The organism is Bacillus sp. AFS059628 (assembly GCF_002571225.1).
Classification (GTDB): Bacteria; Bacillota; Bacilli; order Bacillales; family Bacillaceae_G; genus Bacillus_A.
In genome coordinates, this window is record NZ_NVEC01000066.1 from 52,296 (window position 1) to 68,337 (window position 16,042).

Here is a 16,042-nt window from a genome sequence, read left to right on the forward strand (position 1 = left end):
TAAATCATTAACTTACGAAAAAAAAGTAGCTATTTTTTATTGACATTAGATATAACTTTTTGTATTATACTTACATAAGGTAAGTTATTTACTTTCGAATTATAAATCTCATATTAAAGATAAAATGTGTAAAAGGGAGAGAATACAATGACAAAAGTATTATTTATTACAGCAAATCCAAATTCAGCAGAAGGTTCTTTCGGAATGGCAGTAGGGGAAGCTTTTATCGAAGCTTACAAAAATGAGCATCCACAAGATGAAGTGGTAACAATTGATTTATTCAATACTACAGTACCAGCAATCGATGCAGATGTATTTGCTGCTTGGGGTAAATTTGCAGCAGGTGAAGGCTTTGAAACTTTAACTGAAGTTCAACAACAAAAAGTAGCCGCAATGAACACAAACCTAGAAACATTTATGCATGCAGATCGTTATGTATTCGTAACTCCAATGTGGAACTTTAGCTACCCACCAGTAGTAAAAGCATACTTAGACAACTTAGCAATTGCAGGTAAAACATTCAAGTATACTGAAAATGGTCCAGTTGGCTTATTAGAAGGTAAAAAAGCACTTCACATTCAAGCAACAGGTGGCGTTTATTCTGAAGGAGCATACGCAGCTGTAGACTTCGGTCGCAATCACTTAAAAACAGTATTAGGATTCATTGGTATAAATGAAACTGAATATATTGCAGTTGAAGGTATGAATGCAAACCCTGAAAAAGCACAAGAAATTAAAGAAGCAGCAATTGCTAATGCTCGTGAATTAGCAAAACGTTTCTAATCTATAACACTTAAAAATGTCCAAACACTTGCTGTTTGGACATTTTTTCTTCTTTTTCCTTCGTTTGTCTAGTATAATGAAGGTCGGAATGATAATAGGTGGGGGTTCTGTATGATTCAAACGTTTTTTAAAATCTTTTATTTAATTTTAATTGTAATTGCGATTACACCGAGAATGTGGCGCCTTAAAAGACAAGTAATTACGATGTCGCCAAAAGAAAAAGATAATGCTGTGTACAAAACGACAAATTGGTTTGGTAAGAAAATGGTACGTGTAGCTGGAGGAACAGTAGAAGTTAAAGGACTTGAAAATATTCCGAAAGACAAGCCGGTACTAGTTGTAAGTAATCACCAGAGTAATATGGATATCCCTGTTTTACTAGGTTATTTAAATAAACCAATTGGATTCGTTTCAAAGGCAGAGATTAAGAAGTTCCCGGTTGTACCAACTTGGATGGAACTTATGAATTGTGTATTTATGGATCGTAGCGATCGTCGTCAATCACTTCAAGCGATTAAAGATGGAATCGAGCTATTAAAGAATGGACATTCTATCGTAATCTTCCCAGAAGGGACGAGAAGTAAAGGTGGCGAAATCGGAGAGTTTAAGGCTGGAAGTTTTCACCTTGCAGTAAAATCTGGTGTAGCAATTTTACCTGTAACATTAGATGGAACATATAAAATGTTTGAAGCGAATGGAAACCGTATGAAACGAGCTCATGCAACAGTAACAATTTCTAAGCCGATTACACCTGAAGAGTATGCGAATATGGATATTAAAGAGTTAACGAAGCATACACAAGATGTTATCGCATCACAATTACATAAATAATAAAAAAGGTTTCAGCTTATATAAGCTGAAACCTTTTTTTATTATGCTGTTGGTAAGACATAAAAGAGTACGCAGAAAAACATCATCGCACTACCACCTAAAACGAAAAGATGCCAAATGGCATGGTTGAAAGGTAACTTTTCCCAAAGGAAGAATATAGCCCCTACAGAATATAAAATTCCGCCCGCTAACAGTAGTGAAAAACCGTGCCCAGTTAGATTTTCATAAAGTGGTTTAATAGCAACGATTATGAGCCATCCCATAATGATATAACATAACGTTGAGGCCTTAATAAAGCGACGTACAAAGAAAATTTTAAAGATGATACCTCCGATTGCGAGTGTCCATATAATAGCAAGTAACGTCCAGCCTAATGGTCCACGAAGTGTAATAAGTAAAAAAGGAGTATATGTGCCTGCAATTAATAAATAAATGGCTGAGTGATCTAATATAGTAAATAATTTTTCTACTTTTGGATGGTGAATGCTATGTAACAATGTTGAAAACAAGTACAGTAAGAACATGCTTACACCATAAACCGTAAATGCAACAACAGCAGATGCAGTACCATGCTTAGAGGCATGAATAATCAATATGATTAAGGCAGGGATGCTTAAAATGGCACCGATACCATGTGTGATTGCATTTGCAATTTCTTCTTTTACAAATTGGGTCATTCGTGTCATTTTTTCAGTCATAATGCCAATCCTTTCTACTATTATAAAATAATATGTCGTTTCCCTTACCATATCATACACAAGAGCAATAGAAAATGAAATTTGTATAATTGATTATATTTTTGAATTTTTTTGACAAAAAGCAATGGTTTTGTTGACGTTTTCAAACTTTTTTGACAAAATAAAATTATGCAATAGTAGGACAAGGAATCTACTAATAAAGGGGATGGAGAAATGTTTTCAAATATTGGCTTTCCAGGATTAATTTTAATTTTAGTAGCTGTACTTATTTTATTTGGGCCGAAAAAATTGCCGGAAATCGGAAAGGCTTTAGGGGAAACGTTAAAAGAATTCAAAAAATCAACGAAAGAATTGACTGACGATGCATTTCAAGAGAAGGAAAAGAAAGAAAAAATGTAATGAATTTTCCTTGTAATGGATAAATAAAGTGTGGTGAACGAGATGGAAGATCGGGAAATGAGTGTAGTAGAACATATAGTTGAGCTTCGCAAACGAGTAATATATACAGTGTTATCCTTTGTACTATTTTTAATTGTTGGGTTTACTTTTACGAAGGATATTTATTTTTGGCTTGTAAAAGATTTACCAATGAAATTAACTGTTCTCGGTCCAAGTGATGTATTGTGGATTTTTTTCTCGATTGCTACAGTATTTGCTATCGTTTGTACAATTCCTTTTGCTGCTATACAAATTTGGTTATTTGTAAAACCAGGTTTACATCCAAATGAACAAAAGATGACAGTAATGTATATACCGGTATTGTCTATATTATTTATTGCAGGTTTATGCTTTGGATATTTCGTTGTAATGCCGTTTTTATTTCATTTTTTAACTACGATAGGTAATGAAATGTTTAATACGATGTTTACGACAGAAAAGTATTTTCATTTTGTTCTTAATTTAACAGTTCCATTTGCTGTAATTTTTGAATTGCCTGTAGTAGTAATGTTTTTAACGAGTATTGGACTATTGACGGCGGAACTTCTAATAAAAATAAGAAGGTATGCTTACGTAGCATTGATTATCATTGCGTCGTGTATATCACCGCCAGATTTTTTATCTCATAGTTTAGTTGCGGTACCGCTTATTTGTATTTATGAAATTAGTATTGCTTTATCAAAGATTGTTAGTAAGCGAAAAAAGAAAAGAGAAGAAGAAATTCAGTCGAAAAGTGCCTCGTTATAAAGGCACTTTTTTTATTTATTTGTTATACTATAGCTATAAACGTATACAATATAGAGAAGAAAAAAATATAGAATCTCCAAAATTTAGACAAACTTTGCGCTTTTATAAGTTTATACTGAATATATTAAGCAATATACGGATAACGAGTCCTCGTCTTATTAGAAATTTAGGATGGGGGATGGATTAGGTGAAGATGAATAGAGTATAAATCTTCTAACCATAAGAACTACAGAGATTGTCTAAGGATACTTTTGTATCATGGGAGTCGCCACTTTAAACAACGTGTTACAGCGTAAAGTAGAAGAAGTTCAAAAATCCAATGAAAAAGAGGATTGATATTGTGATTACGAAAAGTTTTTATTTCACTCATTCAACAGGGGATTGTATTAAAATATTTGAAATCCCTGTCCTACAGGCACAGCATCCATTGTCGTTTCTAATTCAGTCTCGTCTTCAATTATTTATTGCAAAAATTCAAAAACAAAAACACCCAAGATTTTCGTATTCTTTCCGTGAATATTTACAAAATTGTTTGAAGTGGAATGATTATTTAAATGTATATAAAACAAATACTCTTGAAAAAAATGCATGATATAGAGTGTGGACAGGGTTAGGAGCTCTGTCTTTTTTATTTTAGGTATAAAAATATAATTAATTTGATGAAATTTCGTTCCAAATTGTTGAAAGCAATGGGAATACTAGTATAATAACAAGGAGAGCGTATTGGAAAGGGAAGAATATAATATGCAAAAAATTAAAATTGTAACAGATTCAACGGCAGATTTATCACAAGAGGTAATTGAGAAGTATGACATTCATGTTCTACCATTATCAATCTCTGTAAATGGACAAACATATTTAGATCGCGTTGATCTACAACCAGATGAATTTATTGAAGAAATGATTAAATCAGAGGAACTACCAAAAACATCACAACCAGCAATGGGTACATTTGTAGAAATGTATGACAAGTTGGGGGAAGATGGAAGTGAAGTACTTTCCATTCATATGACAAGTGGAATGAGTGGTACTGTAGCAACTGCAAATAGTGCTGCATCAATGACCGACACAAAAGTAACAGTTGTTGATTCGCAATTTATTACACATGCTTTAGCATATCAAGTAGTTGAAGCTGCGAAAATGGCAAATGAAGGACGCTCACTAGAAGAAATTTTAAAACGTGTAGATGAAGTAAGAAAGAATACTCGTTTATATGTAGTAGTAGATACATTAGAAAACTTAGTGAAGGGTGGGCGTATCGGTAAAGGAAAAGCGTTTATCGGTTCGCTACTTAATATAAAGCCAATTGCTAGTCTTGAAGATGGTGTTTATAACCCTGTAACGAAAGTACGTAGCCAAGGTCAAATTGTAAAAACGTTAGCTAAGTTATTTGAGGAAGATACAGCTGGAAAAGTTGTAAAAGCTGTGGCAATTCCACATGCGAAAGCAATTCCTTTAGCTGAAAATGTAAAAGCGGCTGTAGAAAAAGTAAGTGGATTTGCTAAATCAGAAATTTTCTTTACAACGCCTATTATTAGTACTCATACAGGTCCGGGTGCAATCGGATTTATGTATTTAGCAGAGTAATAAAAAAGCTACTTGAAATAAATTTCAAGTAGCTTTTTTTATACCTCTATTTACGGGCGATTGGTTAAGTAGGAGATGAAGAACTCCCGCTTATTAAAGTTTCACTTTATGTGAATAGAAAGTAAGAAATAAGAAGGGCTATACAGGCGCTACCACTAATAATATAGCGAGTCTGTAAATATTCATTCATAAAAAACACCTACTGATTAAAGTTTCACTTTATGATTTTCTATAGTATATGTTGAATATAGAAAATAAGTAGTTATGTTATACTTGTAACGTTTCAATTTTTTCATTTGTTTGCTTATCATTTGTTACGCCATTATAAGTGAAAGTTTGACCTAAAAAGAGTACATGCAGTTGTTCCCACGGTAACATACGTAAATTCCAATCATTTCGAAGCCTTGTTATTGCCTCGCGGGGTGTTTCATCGGCTAGTGCAAAAGCTCCGTAGTGCATTGGTATAAAGTGTGTAGCATTTAAATCTAAATAAGCTTGCACTGATTCTTCAGGTGAAACGTGAGATATTTTCATAAACCATTCTGGTTCATATGCTCCAATTGGCATAAGGGCAATATCAATTGAAAAACGTTTGCCAATTTCTTTGAACCCTTTAAAATAGCCACTGTCTCCACAAAAGTAAATGGTTTCTTCCGTTGTTTCATTATTAATAATCCACCCACCCCAGTGAGATGTATTCATGTCAAATAATGATCTTCTCGTCCAGTGCTGAGCAGGGACGAAGTGAAAGGAAACATCATTAATCGTTGTGTTCTCCCACCAATTATACTCTTCTACGTTAGTAAATTTTTTGCGAGTAAATAATTTTTTTAGCCCAATTGGTACAAGGTATAGTACATCATCATTTAGCTGGCGAAGCGTTGAAAAATCTAAATGATCATAATGACCGTGCGAAATGAGGACAATATCAATTTTAGGTAGTTCTTGTATAGAAAGTCCAGGTTCAGTAAGCCTCGGAACTAATTTTAATTTAGTAGCCCATACTGGATCTGTTAATATGTTTAGTCCGTTCGTTTGAATAAGGAATGTAGAATGACCAATCCAAGTTACAGTCGTTTTTTCAAAGTTGTTTTGTAGGAATTTACTTTGTTTAACAGGTGATTGTTCTACTAAAAAAGAAAAGTCCTTTTTATTTTGTTTTCGCTCTTTTCGCCAACGTATAAAGGAACGAATTGATTTTTTTGTGCTCACATTACCCATGTTTTCATAACGTTTTGTCATGAACATCACCTCATTTAAAATCTTTGTAATTGTATTGTACCGAAATGTTGTTAAGGAATACAGTGTATAACATGGATGAATGTTTAATGAATTGTTAAAAAATAGGGAGATGTATTTACAAAAGTAACAATACAATGGGTTTTACAACTTTTACTTAGAGAAATAATAGTAAAAAAATATAGTTTGTCTAGTAATTCGCTTGAAATAAAGAAGTAACATGCGTAAATTCGTACGATTTCGTGAACAAATGTAGTAAACAATTTTCTCGTAGTGTTAACTTTTGTTATGATAAACATAACCTATTTAAATTTAGGATAGAGAAAAGAGGTTTATAAATGAAGCATTATCAAAAAATAATTGGTCTTATGGTTGTATTTTGTCTCTTTGTACTTGCTGGATGTAGTGGATCAGGTTCAAAGCTTCGTAAACCATTAAATTGGGATTTAGAAACATTCCAATTTACAAATCAAGATGGAAAGCCATTTGGTACGAAAGATTTAAAAGGGAAAGTTTGGGTTGCAGATTTTATGTTCACAAACTGCCAAACTGTTTGTCCGCCAATGACTGCTAATATGGCAAAACTGCAAAAGATGGCAAAAGAAGAGAAATTAGACGTTCAGTTTGTCTCGTTTAGTGTAGATCCAGACCTTGATAAGCCGGAGAATTTGAAGGCTTTCATTCAAAAGTTTACAGAGGATACTAGTAACTGGAATTTATTGACAGGTTATTCGTTAGAGGATATTACGAAGTTTTCAAAAGATAATTTCCAATCACTTGTAGATAAACCTGAGAATGGTCAAGTTATACATGGCACATCATTTTATTTAATTGATCAAAATGGAAAAGTAATGAAAAAGTATAATGGTATTAGCAATACGCCGTATGAAGACATTATACGTGATATGAAGCGATTAGCTGATTAAAAAGAAGGGTGCAATTAAAGCACCCTTCTTTTTTTACATTAGTCTATGGATAAAATGTCATGTTGCTGTGGAAGCTTCGGTGCCCGAATTTCCAATACGCCGTTTTGATAAGAAGCCTTCGCCGCTTTTTTATTAATTGAATACGGCAACTTAATTAATCTTGATGCTTCTGAAATGGAACGTTCTCGGCGATAATAGTTATGGGATGTTTGCTCTTCTTCTTCTAGTATCTCTTCTTTTACAGAGACTTTTAAGTATTCACTTTGTATTTCAATTTGAATTTGCTCTTTTTGTATACCGGGTAGTTCAGCTGTAACAACGAGTTCTTCGCCAACTTCGTATAAATCTACAGGGAATGTTAATAAACGGTTTCCTTTTTGGAAAAAATGATTTAAATCAGCAATTACATTGCGAAGTGGTGTTTGCTCAAAGAAATCATCAATTTGCTTTAAATAATTGCGAACCGGTGGGCGAGAAGAGTCTTTTTTTTCTTCACTCATGGTATTCCCTCCTAGAAATCAATTTGCAATATCATATGACAAGAGCGGAGAAAGGTGATTGCCTAATTTTCATGTTTTCATAAAAAAATGTTAAAAATGTGAAATGGAGTGATTTTTTTATAGTTTTTGGTCGCCATATTCAGTTGATTATGCTAGTATAAATAGGGTTGATATAGTAGTATAGAGACAGAATGAAAACTGAAAGAGGGTAAGAAGTATGTGTGGTTTTGTAGGATGTTTATGTGAAAACCCTAGAGAGTTTTCAGAAACAGAAAAACATCAATTTGAAAATATGAACACGATGATTTTCCACCGTGGTCCAGATGACGAAGGATATTTTCGTGATGAACATGTACAATTTGGCTTCCGCCGTTTAAGTATCATTGACTTAGAGGCAGGACATCAGCCGCTAACTTATGAAAATGATCGATATGTAATTATTTTTAATGGTGAAATTTACAACTATGTAGAATTACGTGAAATGTTACTTGAAAAAGGTGCAACGTTTGCAACGCAATCTGATACAGAAGTTATCATTGCATTGTACGCACATATGAAAGAAAAATGTGTAGACTACCTACGTGGTATGTTTGCATTTATGATTTGGGATCGTGAAGAGAAGAAACTTTTCGGTGCACGTGATCATTTCGGTATTAAACCTTTATACATTGCACAACAAGGTGATACTACATTCTTCGCGTCTGAGAAGAAAAGTATTATGCATGTGATGGAAGATAAAGGTGTTAATCCAACGTCGCTACAACATTACTTTACGTACCAATATGGTCCAGAGCCAGAAACATTAACAATTGATGTTAATAAAATCGAACCTGGTCATTATTTCGTAAAAGAAATCGGTAAAGAGATGGAAATCCATCGCTACTGGAAACCTTATTTCAATGCTTCAAGTGCAACGAAAGAGGAGCATATCCAAGCAATTCGTGATGTGTTATATGATTCAGTAAAAGTGCATATGCGCAGTGATGTACCAGTAGGTTCATTCTTATCTGGTGGTATCGATTCATCTATCATCGCTTCTATCGCAAGAGAAATGAATCCAAATCTTTTAACATTCTCTGTTGGTTTTGAGCAACGTGGTTTCAGTGAAGTTGATGTTGCGAAAGAAACTGCTGAGAAATTAGGCGTTAAAAACCATAACGTATTCATTTCAGCGAAAGAGTTTATGGATGAGTTCCCAAAAATCATTTGGCACATGGATGATCCTTTAGCAGATCCAGCAGCTGTACCATTGTACTTCGTTGCAAAAGAAGCACGTAAACATGTAACAGTTGTTCTTTCAGGCGAAGGTGCAGACGAGCTATTTGGTGGTTATAACATTTATCGTGAGCCAAATTCACTAAAAATGTTCTCTTACATTCCTAGCCCAGGTAAGAGCGTTCTAAAAGCATTAAGTGGTGCTCTTAAAGAAGGATTTAAAGGTAAGAGCTTCTTAGAGCGTGGATGTACGCCAATTGAAGAGCGTTACTATGGAAACGCGAAAATCTTCCGTGAAGAAGAAAAAGCTGAATTAATGAAGTATTACAATGAAAGTGTTAACTATATGGATATCACGAAACCATTGTATAACGAAATTAAAGATTATGATGATGTAAGCAAAATGCAGTACATTGACATGTTCACATGGTTACGCGGTGACATTTTATTAAAAGCTGATAAAATGACAATGGCAAACTCATTAGAACTTCGTGTACCGTTCTTAGATAAAGAAGTATTTGATGTTGCGTCTAAAATTCCAACTGAATTTAAGATTGCTAACGGAACTACGAAAGCTATTTTACGTGAAGCAGCACGCGGAATCGTTCCAGATCACGTATTAGATCGTAAAAAACTTGGATTCCCAGTACCAATTCGTCACTGGTTAAAAGACGAAATGCATGATTGGGCTATTAATATTATAAACGAGAGTAAAACAGAGCATTTAATTGACAAACAGTATGTATTAAACTTACTGGAAGCACATTGTGCGGATAAAGGCGATTATAGCCGTAAAATTTGGACTGTACTTGCGTTTATGGTATGGCATCAAATTTATGTTGAGCATAAATACGATACGAATAAGTTTCACGAAGAAACGAAACGTGCGTATAGCTTAGTTTAATTAGAAAAACCTTAAGATCGCATATGGTCTTAAGGTTTTTTTCATAAATAGGATGTATTATTGATACAATAATAGTAAAAGGATGGACAACATATGATTACGTTTGAAAAAGTAACTGTAGAAAATGACAGCGTTGTTAAAGAAATGTTTCGCTCACATAGTTTAACTGAGAATCAAGTACAGTATTGTGTGAAAGTTGATGATACATATATTGGTGTAATAGACTATAGTGTACAAGAGGAGAGTGCAGTTTTATCTCAGTTAATTATTCACTTTGATTATCAAAGTTACGGTTATGGGACAAATACGTATTTTACATTTGAAACGATGATGAAAGAAAGAAATGTGAAAGAGATAAAGGTATTACAAAAGGCATTAACAGAACAAGCTAAATCCTTCATAGAGAGTTTTGGATTTAATGTGGAAGATGGAATATATGTGAAGAAAATATAACGATGAGTAGTTATGCGGGATAAATATAAGGCAGGTGGATGTATGACGATAACTTCTGGTCTTGTATTAATTGGAGGGTGTTTTTTAGTAGCAGAGCTAATTCATATGTTTATTCGAAAAAGAATGAATAAAAAGAGAAAGCCATATGAATTACAATATGCTCCATTGTTTTTCCTTTTGTTTAGTATGCTCATTACATTACAAAACGTAACGAACTTCCCACCACTTTTAAATGTTTTTTTAAAATTTGGTTTGCTGTATAGTAGCACTGGAATTGCCCTTTTATTTCTTTTATTTTGCATACGTTATATTCACTATCAGTCGTATATGTTTATTTTAAATTGGTTAAAGCAAAATGATAGAAACCGCCTTACATAAGGCGGTTTCTTTATTTACATTATGTATTGACTGGAATTACAATTACGTTCTTTTGTCCGTTTATTTTTCATATGTTACGGTTAAAAATGTGAGTAGAAACAAGTAAGAGTTTGAATAAAAATGAGGTATGAGGTCCGCATTATATATATTGAAAAACTTTTCTGATATATATATTGACAATGTATGAGATATACATTAATCTTTAAAATGTAAATGATAATCGATTTCAACTAGGAGGACTTATGACACGCACTAAAAATATTCTTATACTTTGCGTTATATTACTAATGGTTATAATTGCAGGGTGCGGTAAAGAAGAAGAGAAGAACGATAAAGATACATCGGCTAAAGCAAAAAATTCATATACGATAAAACATGCAATGGGCGAAACGACAGTAAATGGTACGCCAAAAAGAGTTGTTGTTTTAACAAATGAGGGTGCTGAGGCACTTTTAGCTGTTGGAGTAACGCCAGTTGGAACGACAAAACCACGAGCTGGTGATGAATGGTATCCTCATTTAGCAAAAGAGCTAAAAGATACGAAAGTAGTAGGAACTGAGCGTGACATTAATTTAGAGGCGGTAATGAAGCTTCAGCCGGATTTAATCATCGGAAATAAAATGCGTCACGAAAAAATATATGAGCAGTTAAAAGAAATCGCACCAACTGTATATGCTGAAACGTTGCGCGGTGATTGGAAAGAAAATTTTACTCTTTATACAAAAGCTGTAAATAAAGAAAAAGAAGGGCAAAATGCTCTTAATGATTATAAAAATCGTATTACATCAATAAAAGAACAATTAGGAGATAAAATTAACTCTAAAGTTTCCATTATACGCTTCGTCCCAGGTGATGTTCGTATTTATCAAAAAAATTCATTCTCAGGCGTTGTATTACATGACATTGGATTTAAACGACCACCACTACAAGATAAAGATGAATTTGCGATAAAAGGAATTACAAAAGAGCAAATTCCAAATATGGATGGGGATTATTTATTCTATTTCACATCTGATAAAGATGCAGATAAAAATAATGAAGGAAACACGTTAGCGAAAGAATGGACGGAAGATCCACTCTTTAAACAGTTACAGGCTTCTAAAGATAATAAAGTATTCCAAGTAGATGAAGTGATTTGGAATACAGCAGGTGGTATTGTAGCTGCAAACCTTATGTTAGATGATATTGAAAAATATTTTCTAAAGTAAAGGAATGGCCGAGTACATCACTTTAAACGGGTGATGTACTTTTTTATTTGTTAAAATACAGAAAATTCCTTCTTTTAGGTGTGAATAAGTTGTACAATTATACCAATCATGGAATAAAGGAGTGGGGAAAAATGAAAGCTACTCATAAAGATTGGATTTTATTTAACGGAAGAATTGTAAATACGAAGGAAGAACAGCCGATGATTCCATTAGAGGAGAGAGGCTTTCAATTTGGTGATGGTATATACGAGGTATTTAGATTATATGATGGGAAGCCACATTTGTTAGATTTACATTTAGAACGATTCTTTAATTCTATGGAAGAAATTAAACTAATTCCACCGTTTACTAAGGAAGAGTTAGTAGAACAGTTACATGAAATGATTGAAAAAAATCAATTTCAAGAGGATGGGAATGTATATTTGCAAATATCAAGAGGTGCTCAAGCGCGGAATCATGTATATGATTCCAATATGCAACCAACATATTTTGCAAATATTGTTTCGTTTCCAAGACCAATTGCTGCGATGGAACGAGGAATAAAAGTTACTGTAGAAGAGGATATACGCTGGAAGTTTTGTCATATAAAATCTTTAAATCTGTTACCAAATATCATGATTAAAAATAAAATAAACGAACAAGGCTATCAAGAAGCGATATTAGTACGAGATGGAATTGTAACGGAAGGGTGTCATTCAAATTTCTTTATGGTGAAAAATAATAAATTGATTACGCATCCGGCTGACAATTTCATTCTACATGGTATTACACGTCACTACGTTATTACATTAGCGAAAGAGTTACATATTGAAGTAGAAGAACGAGAATTTTCACTACAAGAAGTATATAAAGCTGATGAGTGCTTCTTCACAGCGACACCACTTGAAATATTCCCGGTCGTTCAAATAGGGGATGAACAGTTTGGAGTCGGAGAAAGAGGACCGATTACAAAGAAACTTCAAGTTGCATATGAAGAAAGTATTCGTTTGTTTAAAGTTACGAACTAATATTGAAGAAAAAAGCTGGTATTCCTCCAGCTTTTTTTCATGATATAATTCAAGCATAGGACAAGATTTGAAAACGCTGTAAAAAGGGGATTTAATGTATGAATTATGAAGATTTAAAAGAAGTAATTCACGGTAGACGAAGTGTTAGAAAGTTCACGGAACAAGAAGTATCCACTAGTGATATAAAAGAGATTATTGATTGTGCACGTTATGCACCGAGTGATACGAACTCACAAACTTGGGAGTTCTTGGTTATTATGAACCAAGAGAAAATTAAAGAAATTGAACAAATGACATGGGATGCATTACATAAACTTGCGGCAAAAGCGGCAGAAAACGGAGAAGAGAAAGCGGGGAAATTACTTACACGTTCTTTCGGACCATATGCAACAGCTTTCTCAGAGGCACCAGTATTAATCGTTTGTTTGGCAACACCATATGAATCAAAATTTCGCGAAAAGATATTTGATCCAATTGCTTTTGTTCCAGATTCAGTTTGGGAAGAAGAAGGAATTAAGAGTAGCTGTTTAGCGGCACAAAACTTAATGTTAGCTGCACATGCGAAAGGGCTTGGCACTTGTCCAATGACAGGACCGGTATTGTTAGCTCAAAATGAACTACGACAATATTTACAAATTGAGCCTGAAAAACAAATAAATATGGTTATTTCACTCGGTTTTCCGAAAGATAAGCCGAAGAAACTTCCAAGAAAAGAAGTAGATGAGATTACAACATTTGTTTTTTAAAGCTTAAAATAAAAAGACATTGAATGAACAATGTCTTTTTATTTTGAACAGGTATGTAATGAATCTATTGGGCTAAAATGATAGATAAGAGGGAATTACTATTTATTTCATAAAAAAAATTAATGTTCTATTAAGGAAAGTATGGTACATTAATCGTGGGCAAGATACTATTTGTTCATGAAAGTGTTGAAAATAGTCTTAAAATTTAAAAGTTATTTTTGTATAATAAATAATAATGAAATGACAGGGGGGATGAATTTTGAAAAAATTCATAATCACTGGATTGTCTGTATTGTTATTAGCCGGTTGCGGTGCTCCACAAGAAAAAGAGGGTGCGCAATCAAAGCAGGAAGAACAAGTTGTAAACGCAAGTAATGAGAATATAGTTGCATTTCCTGAAGGAGCAGTGCCAGTAGGAGAAGGAAAAGTAACAGTTATTACACCAGACGGTACTTCTGAAAATGGAAATATACCAGCTGTATTCATCAAAAAGGATACTTTAATTCAACATGTTGAATTAGAGCTTTCTAATTTTCAAAATGATAAAGAAACATTTATATTTGTAGATCGAGTATATGCAGATAAACATCAAGTAACTAGTACAACACAGACAACAGTACAATTAAAAGAGAAGACGCTTGAGACAGGTAGTCATACGATTACTGCAGTTCAGTATGAAAACAATGACCCAAAAGGAAAGGTTATTAGTTTAAATCAAGCAACATTTGAAACAAAACCAGCGTCATAAGAAGAATAAAAAGTACATTACTCAAAAAGTAGTGTACTTTTTTGTTTATCCCGCTTTAATGGGCAGTAAGACCCCACNNTAAAGTTTCACTTTATACTAGAGGATGTAATAGTAAATCACTTGTTTTGTTTTCTAATACGATTAAGTAGGAAGAAAGCACTTGTTAATACTATGATAGGGAAAGAGGCTGAAGACGTGAATCGGTGTATTCGTATCGTCTTGATTATTTTAACGATGTCAGTCATTTTGTTTACGATCCAAGAGGTGACTCAAATTACGTTTGCCTATCAAATTCACGACTTGTTAATAGGAGTTATTTGTTTTATCATTGTCTACCTATTATATGATAAACTCGGATTAAGGTAAGTTTTACATGAAAAATGTAGGTATTTCGTTTGAAATGTCGAATAGTACATACGATGTCGTAATAACAAATTTTCTATTGTTTACTGTGAAACAGAAGAAGGGGAGATAGAAGTTATGAAACGAGCTCTTATTAATATTGATTATACATATGATTTTGTAGCTGAAAAAGGCGCTTTGACATGCGGGAAACCAGGACAAGAAATTGAGAAGGAAATTGTCCATATAACGAAGCAATATATTGAAAATGGAGATTATGTTGTCTTTGCGATTGATAAACATGAAGAAAACGATGCATACCATCCAGAATCAAAGTTATTCCCGCCACATAACATAGCTGGTACAAATGGAAGAGATTTGTTTGGTGAATTACAAGAAGTGTACGAAACATATAAAAATGCAGAGAATGTATATTATATGGATAAAACACGATATAGTGCATTTGCTGGGACAGACTTAGAGATGAAGTTAAGAGAAAGAGGAATAGAAGAAGTTCATCTTGTAGGTGTTTGCACTGATATTTGTGTTCTTCACACAGCAGTAGACGCTTATAATAAAGGATTTAAAATTGTTGTTTTTGAAAAGGCGGTTGCATCTTTTAATGAGCAAGGACATGAATTTGCACTTGGACATTTTAAGTCATGCTTACATGCAGAAGTGAAGTGAAAAAAAGAGACCTTTAAAACAGGTCTCTTTTTACATTTAAATTGAGACGAGGTTCTGCTCGATTAGTTTTTTTATGAAAGAACTAATGTTTTCGGGTAACGCATTTAAATCAAAAAATTGTACATGTAATGATTCAAATCCATCAGCTTTCAACGTACCACCTGTAATGTCTTTGCAAAGATATGCAATTGTTATAGGATAAAATTCATCTCCGTTTGGTAATTTCACAAAAAATTCTTTTCCAGAAAATACGCTTATTAACTGTAAAGAGCCTATTTTAAGCCCTGTTTCTTCAAGCACTTCTCGTCTTCCGGCTTCTTCTGTTGATTCGCCAAGTTCAACGAATCCACCAGGGACAGCCCAAATACCACTTCGTCTTTGTTGTAATAATATTTGTCCTTGTTCATTGAAAACAGCTACAGCAACTCCTGCTAGATTGAGTGGTCTTGATCCGACAACTTCTCTAAGTTCTTCAATATATCCCATTGTATATAACCTCCGTAAGAAAAAATAAGAGCAAATAAACTATTCGTTATTATGTAAATATATTCCTCTTTATTCCGATTTAATGGGCAGTAAGACCCCCACCTCAAAATTCAGCGAAA

Annotated in this window: 20 protein-coding genes; 16 read left to right on the forward strand and 4 right to left on the reverse strand. The window is 33.6% G+C overall.

All coding sequences use genetic code 11. The features are described 5' to 3' along the window. Positions 1-147: 147 nt before the first annotated feature. Together COL05_RS22475 and COL05_RS22480 are read left to right on the forward strand one after the other, a co-directional pair. Positions 148-783 carry an FMN-dependent NADH-azoreductase gene (locus tag COL05_RS22475; protein WP_098670198.1) on the forward strand — a complete coding sequence of 212 codons (636 nt, stop codon included), beginning with the start codon at positions 148-150 and terminating at the stop codon, positions 781-783. Between the two features lie 111 nt (positions 784-894). Beyond that, positions 895-1,614: a lysophospholipid acyltransferase family protein gene (locus COL05_RS22480; protein ID WP_098670199.1), complete on the forward strand. Its 720-nt coding sequence runs from the start codon at positions 895-897 to the stop codon at positions 1,612-1,614. A gap of 41 nt (positions 1,615-1,655) precedes the next feature. On the opposite strand, the gene trhA is transcribed toward COL05_RS22480, so the two are convergent. Beyond that, complete coding sequence (gene trhA, locus COL05_RS22485; RefSeq protein ID WP_000136894.1) at positions 1,656-2,312, reverse strand: PAQR family membrane homeostasis protein TrhA; 657 nt, start codon at positions 2,310-2,312, stop codon at positions 1,656-1,658. Positions 2,313-2,525: 213 nt separating this feature from the next. Between trhA and COL05_RS22490 the strand changes: the two genes are divergently transcribed. The 4 genes from COL05_RS22490 to COL05_RS22510 all read left to right on the forward strand — a co-directional run bounded on the left by COL05_RS22490 (position 2,526) and on the right by COL05_RS22510 (position 5,084). Continuing rightward, positions 2,526-2,711 (forward strand): twin-arginine translocase TatA/TatE family subunit, encoded by a 186-nt coding sequence (locus COL05_RS22490; protein ID WP_000492443.1) that lies wholly within the window; start codon positions 2,526-2,528, stop codon positions 2,709-2,711. Positions 2,712-2,753: 42 nt separating this feature from the next. After that, complete coding sequence (gene tatC, locus COL05_RS22495) at positions 2,754-3,497, forward strand: twin-arginine translocase subunit TatC (protein ID WP_098670200.1); 744 nt, start codon at positions 2,754-2,756, stop codon at positions 3,495-3,497. Positions 3,498-3,837: 340 nt separating this feature from the next. Next, on the forward strand, positions 3,838-4,089 hold the full coding sequence (locus COL05_RS22505) for a DUF2535 family protein (RefSeq protein WP_000629012.1): 252 nt from the start codon (positions 3,838-3,840) through the stop codon (positions 4,087-4,089). A 152-nt stretch (positions 4,090-4,241) separates the two neighbouring features. Next, entirely contained in the window at positions 4,242-5,084 is an 843-nt protein-coding gene (locus tag COL05_RS22510; protein ID WP_025991670.1) for a DegV family protein, read from the forward strand. Between the two features lie 267 nt (positions 5,085-5,351). Here the strand turns inward: COL05_RS22510 and COL05_RS22515 are convergent, their stop codons facing one another. Then, a complete protein-coding gene (locus tag COL05_RS22515; RefSeq protein WP_098670201.1) occupies positions 5,352-6,326 on the reverse strand; it encodes an MBL fold metallo-hydrolase in 975 nt (324 codons plus the stop codon). 335 nt (positions 6,327-6,661) lie between these two features. Here COL05_RS22515 and COL05_RS22520 point away from each other — a divergent pair, with 335 nt between their 5' ends. Next, a complete protein-coding gene (locus COL05_RS22520) occupies positions 6,662-7,249 on the forward strand; it encodes an SCO family protein (RefSeq protein ID WP_098670202.1) in 588 nt (195 codons plus the stop codon). 38 nt (positions 7,250-7,287) lie between these two features. Here the strand turns inward: COL05_RS22520 and COL05_RS22525 are convergent, their stop codons facing one another. After that, a complete protein-coding gene (locus COL05_RS22525; protein ID WP_001288087.1) occupies positions 7,288-7,749 on the reverse strand; it encodes an Hsp20/alpha crystallin family protein in 462 nt (153 codons plus the stop codon). A gap of 217 nt (positions 7,750-7,966) precedes the next feature. Here COL05_RS22525 and asnB point away from each other — a divergent pair, with 217 nt between their 5' ends. The 9 genes from asnB to COL05_RS22570 all read left to right on the forward strand — a co-directional run bounded on the left by asnB (position 7,967) and on the right by COL05_RS22570 (position 15,437). Continuing rightward, positions 7,967-9,868: an asparagine synthase (glutamine-hydrolyzing) gene (asnB, locus tag COL05_RS22530; protein ID WP_000333816.1), complete on the forward strand. Its 1,902-nt coding sequence runs from the start codon at positions 7,967-7,969 to the stop codon at positions 9,866-9,868. 93 nt (positions 9,869-9,961) lie between these two features. After that, the gene (locus COL05_RS22535) at positions 9,962-10,321 is read left to right on the forward strand and encodes a GNAT family N-acetyltransferase (protein ID WP_098670203.1); all 360 of its coding nucleotides are present in this window, start codon (positions 9,962-9,964) and stop codon (positions 10,319-10,321) included. Between the two features lie 12 nt (positions 10,322-10,333). After that, positions 10,334-10,699 (forward strand): hypothetical protein, encoded by a 366-nt coding sequence (locus tag COL05_RS22540; protein WP_142337622.1) that lies wholly within the window; start codon positions 10,334-10,336, stop codon positions 10,697-10,699. Between the two features lie 242 nt (positions 10,700-10,941). Continuing rightward, positions 10,942-11,907, forward strand: a complete 966-nt coding sequence (locus tag COL05_RS22545; protein ID WP_098670204.1) for an ABC transporter substrate-binding protein — start codon at positions 10,942-10,944, stop codon at positions 11,905-11,907. Positions 11,908-12,038: 131 nt separating this feature from the next. Further along, positions 12,039-12,914: a D-amino-acid transaminase gene (gene dat, locus COL05_RS22550; RefSeq protein WP_098670205.1), complete on the forward strand. Its 876-nt coding sequence runs from the start codon at positions 12,039-12,041 to the stop codon at positions 12,912-12,914. A 98-nt stretch (positions 12,915-13,012) separates the two neighbouring features. Further along, positions 13,013-13,660 (forward strand): nitroreductase family protein, encoded by a 648-nt coding sequence (locus COL05_RS22555; RefSeq protein ID WP_098670206.1) that lies wholly within the window; start codon positions 13,013-13,015, stop codon positions 13,658-13,660. Positions 13,661-13,919: 259 nt separating this feature from the next. Continuing rightward, positions 13,920-14,408, forward strand: a complete 489-nt coding sequence (locus COL05_RS22560; protein WP_098670207.1) for a putative periplasmic lipoprotein — start codon at positions 13,920-13,922, stop codon at positions 14,406-14,408. Positions 14,409-14,579: 171 nt separating this feature from the next. Beyond that, on the forward strand, positions 14,580-14,774 hold the full coding sequence (locus COL05_RS22565) for a hypothetical protein (RefSeq protein ID WP_098670208.1): 195 nt from the start codon (positions 14,580-14,582) through the stop codon (positions 14,772-14,774). Positions 14,775-14,888: 114 nt separating this feature from the next. After that, positions 14,889-15,437 (forward strand): cysteine hydrolase family protein, encoded by a 549-nt coding sequence (locus tag COL05_RS22570; protein ID WP_098670209.1) that lies wholly within the window; start codon positions 14,889-14,891, stop codon positions 15,435-15,437. A gap of 36 nt (positions 15,438-15,473) precedes the next feature. On the opposite strand, the gene COL05_RS22575 is transcribed toward COL05_RS22570, so the two are convergent. Then, on the reverse strand, positions 15,474-15,923 hold the full coding sequence (locus COL05_RS22575) for an NUDIX hydrolase (protein WP_098670210.1): 450 nt from the start codon (positions 15,921-15,923) through the stop codon (positions 15,474-15,476). Between the last annotated feature and the right edge of the window lie 119 nt (positions 15,924-16,042).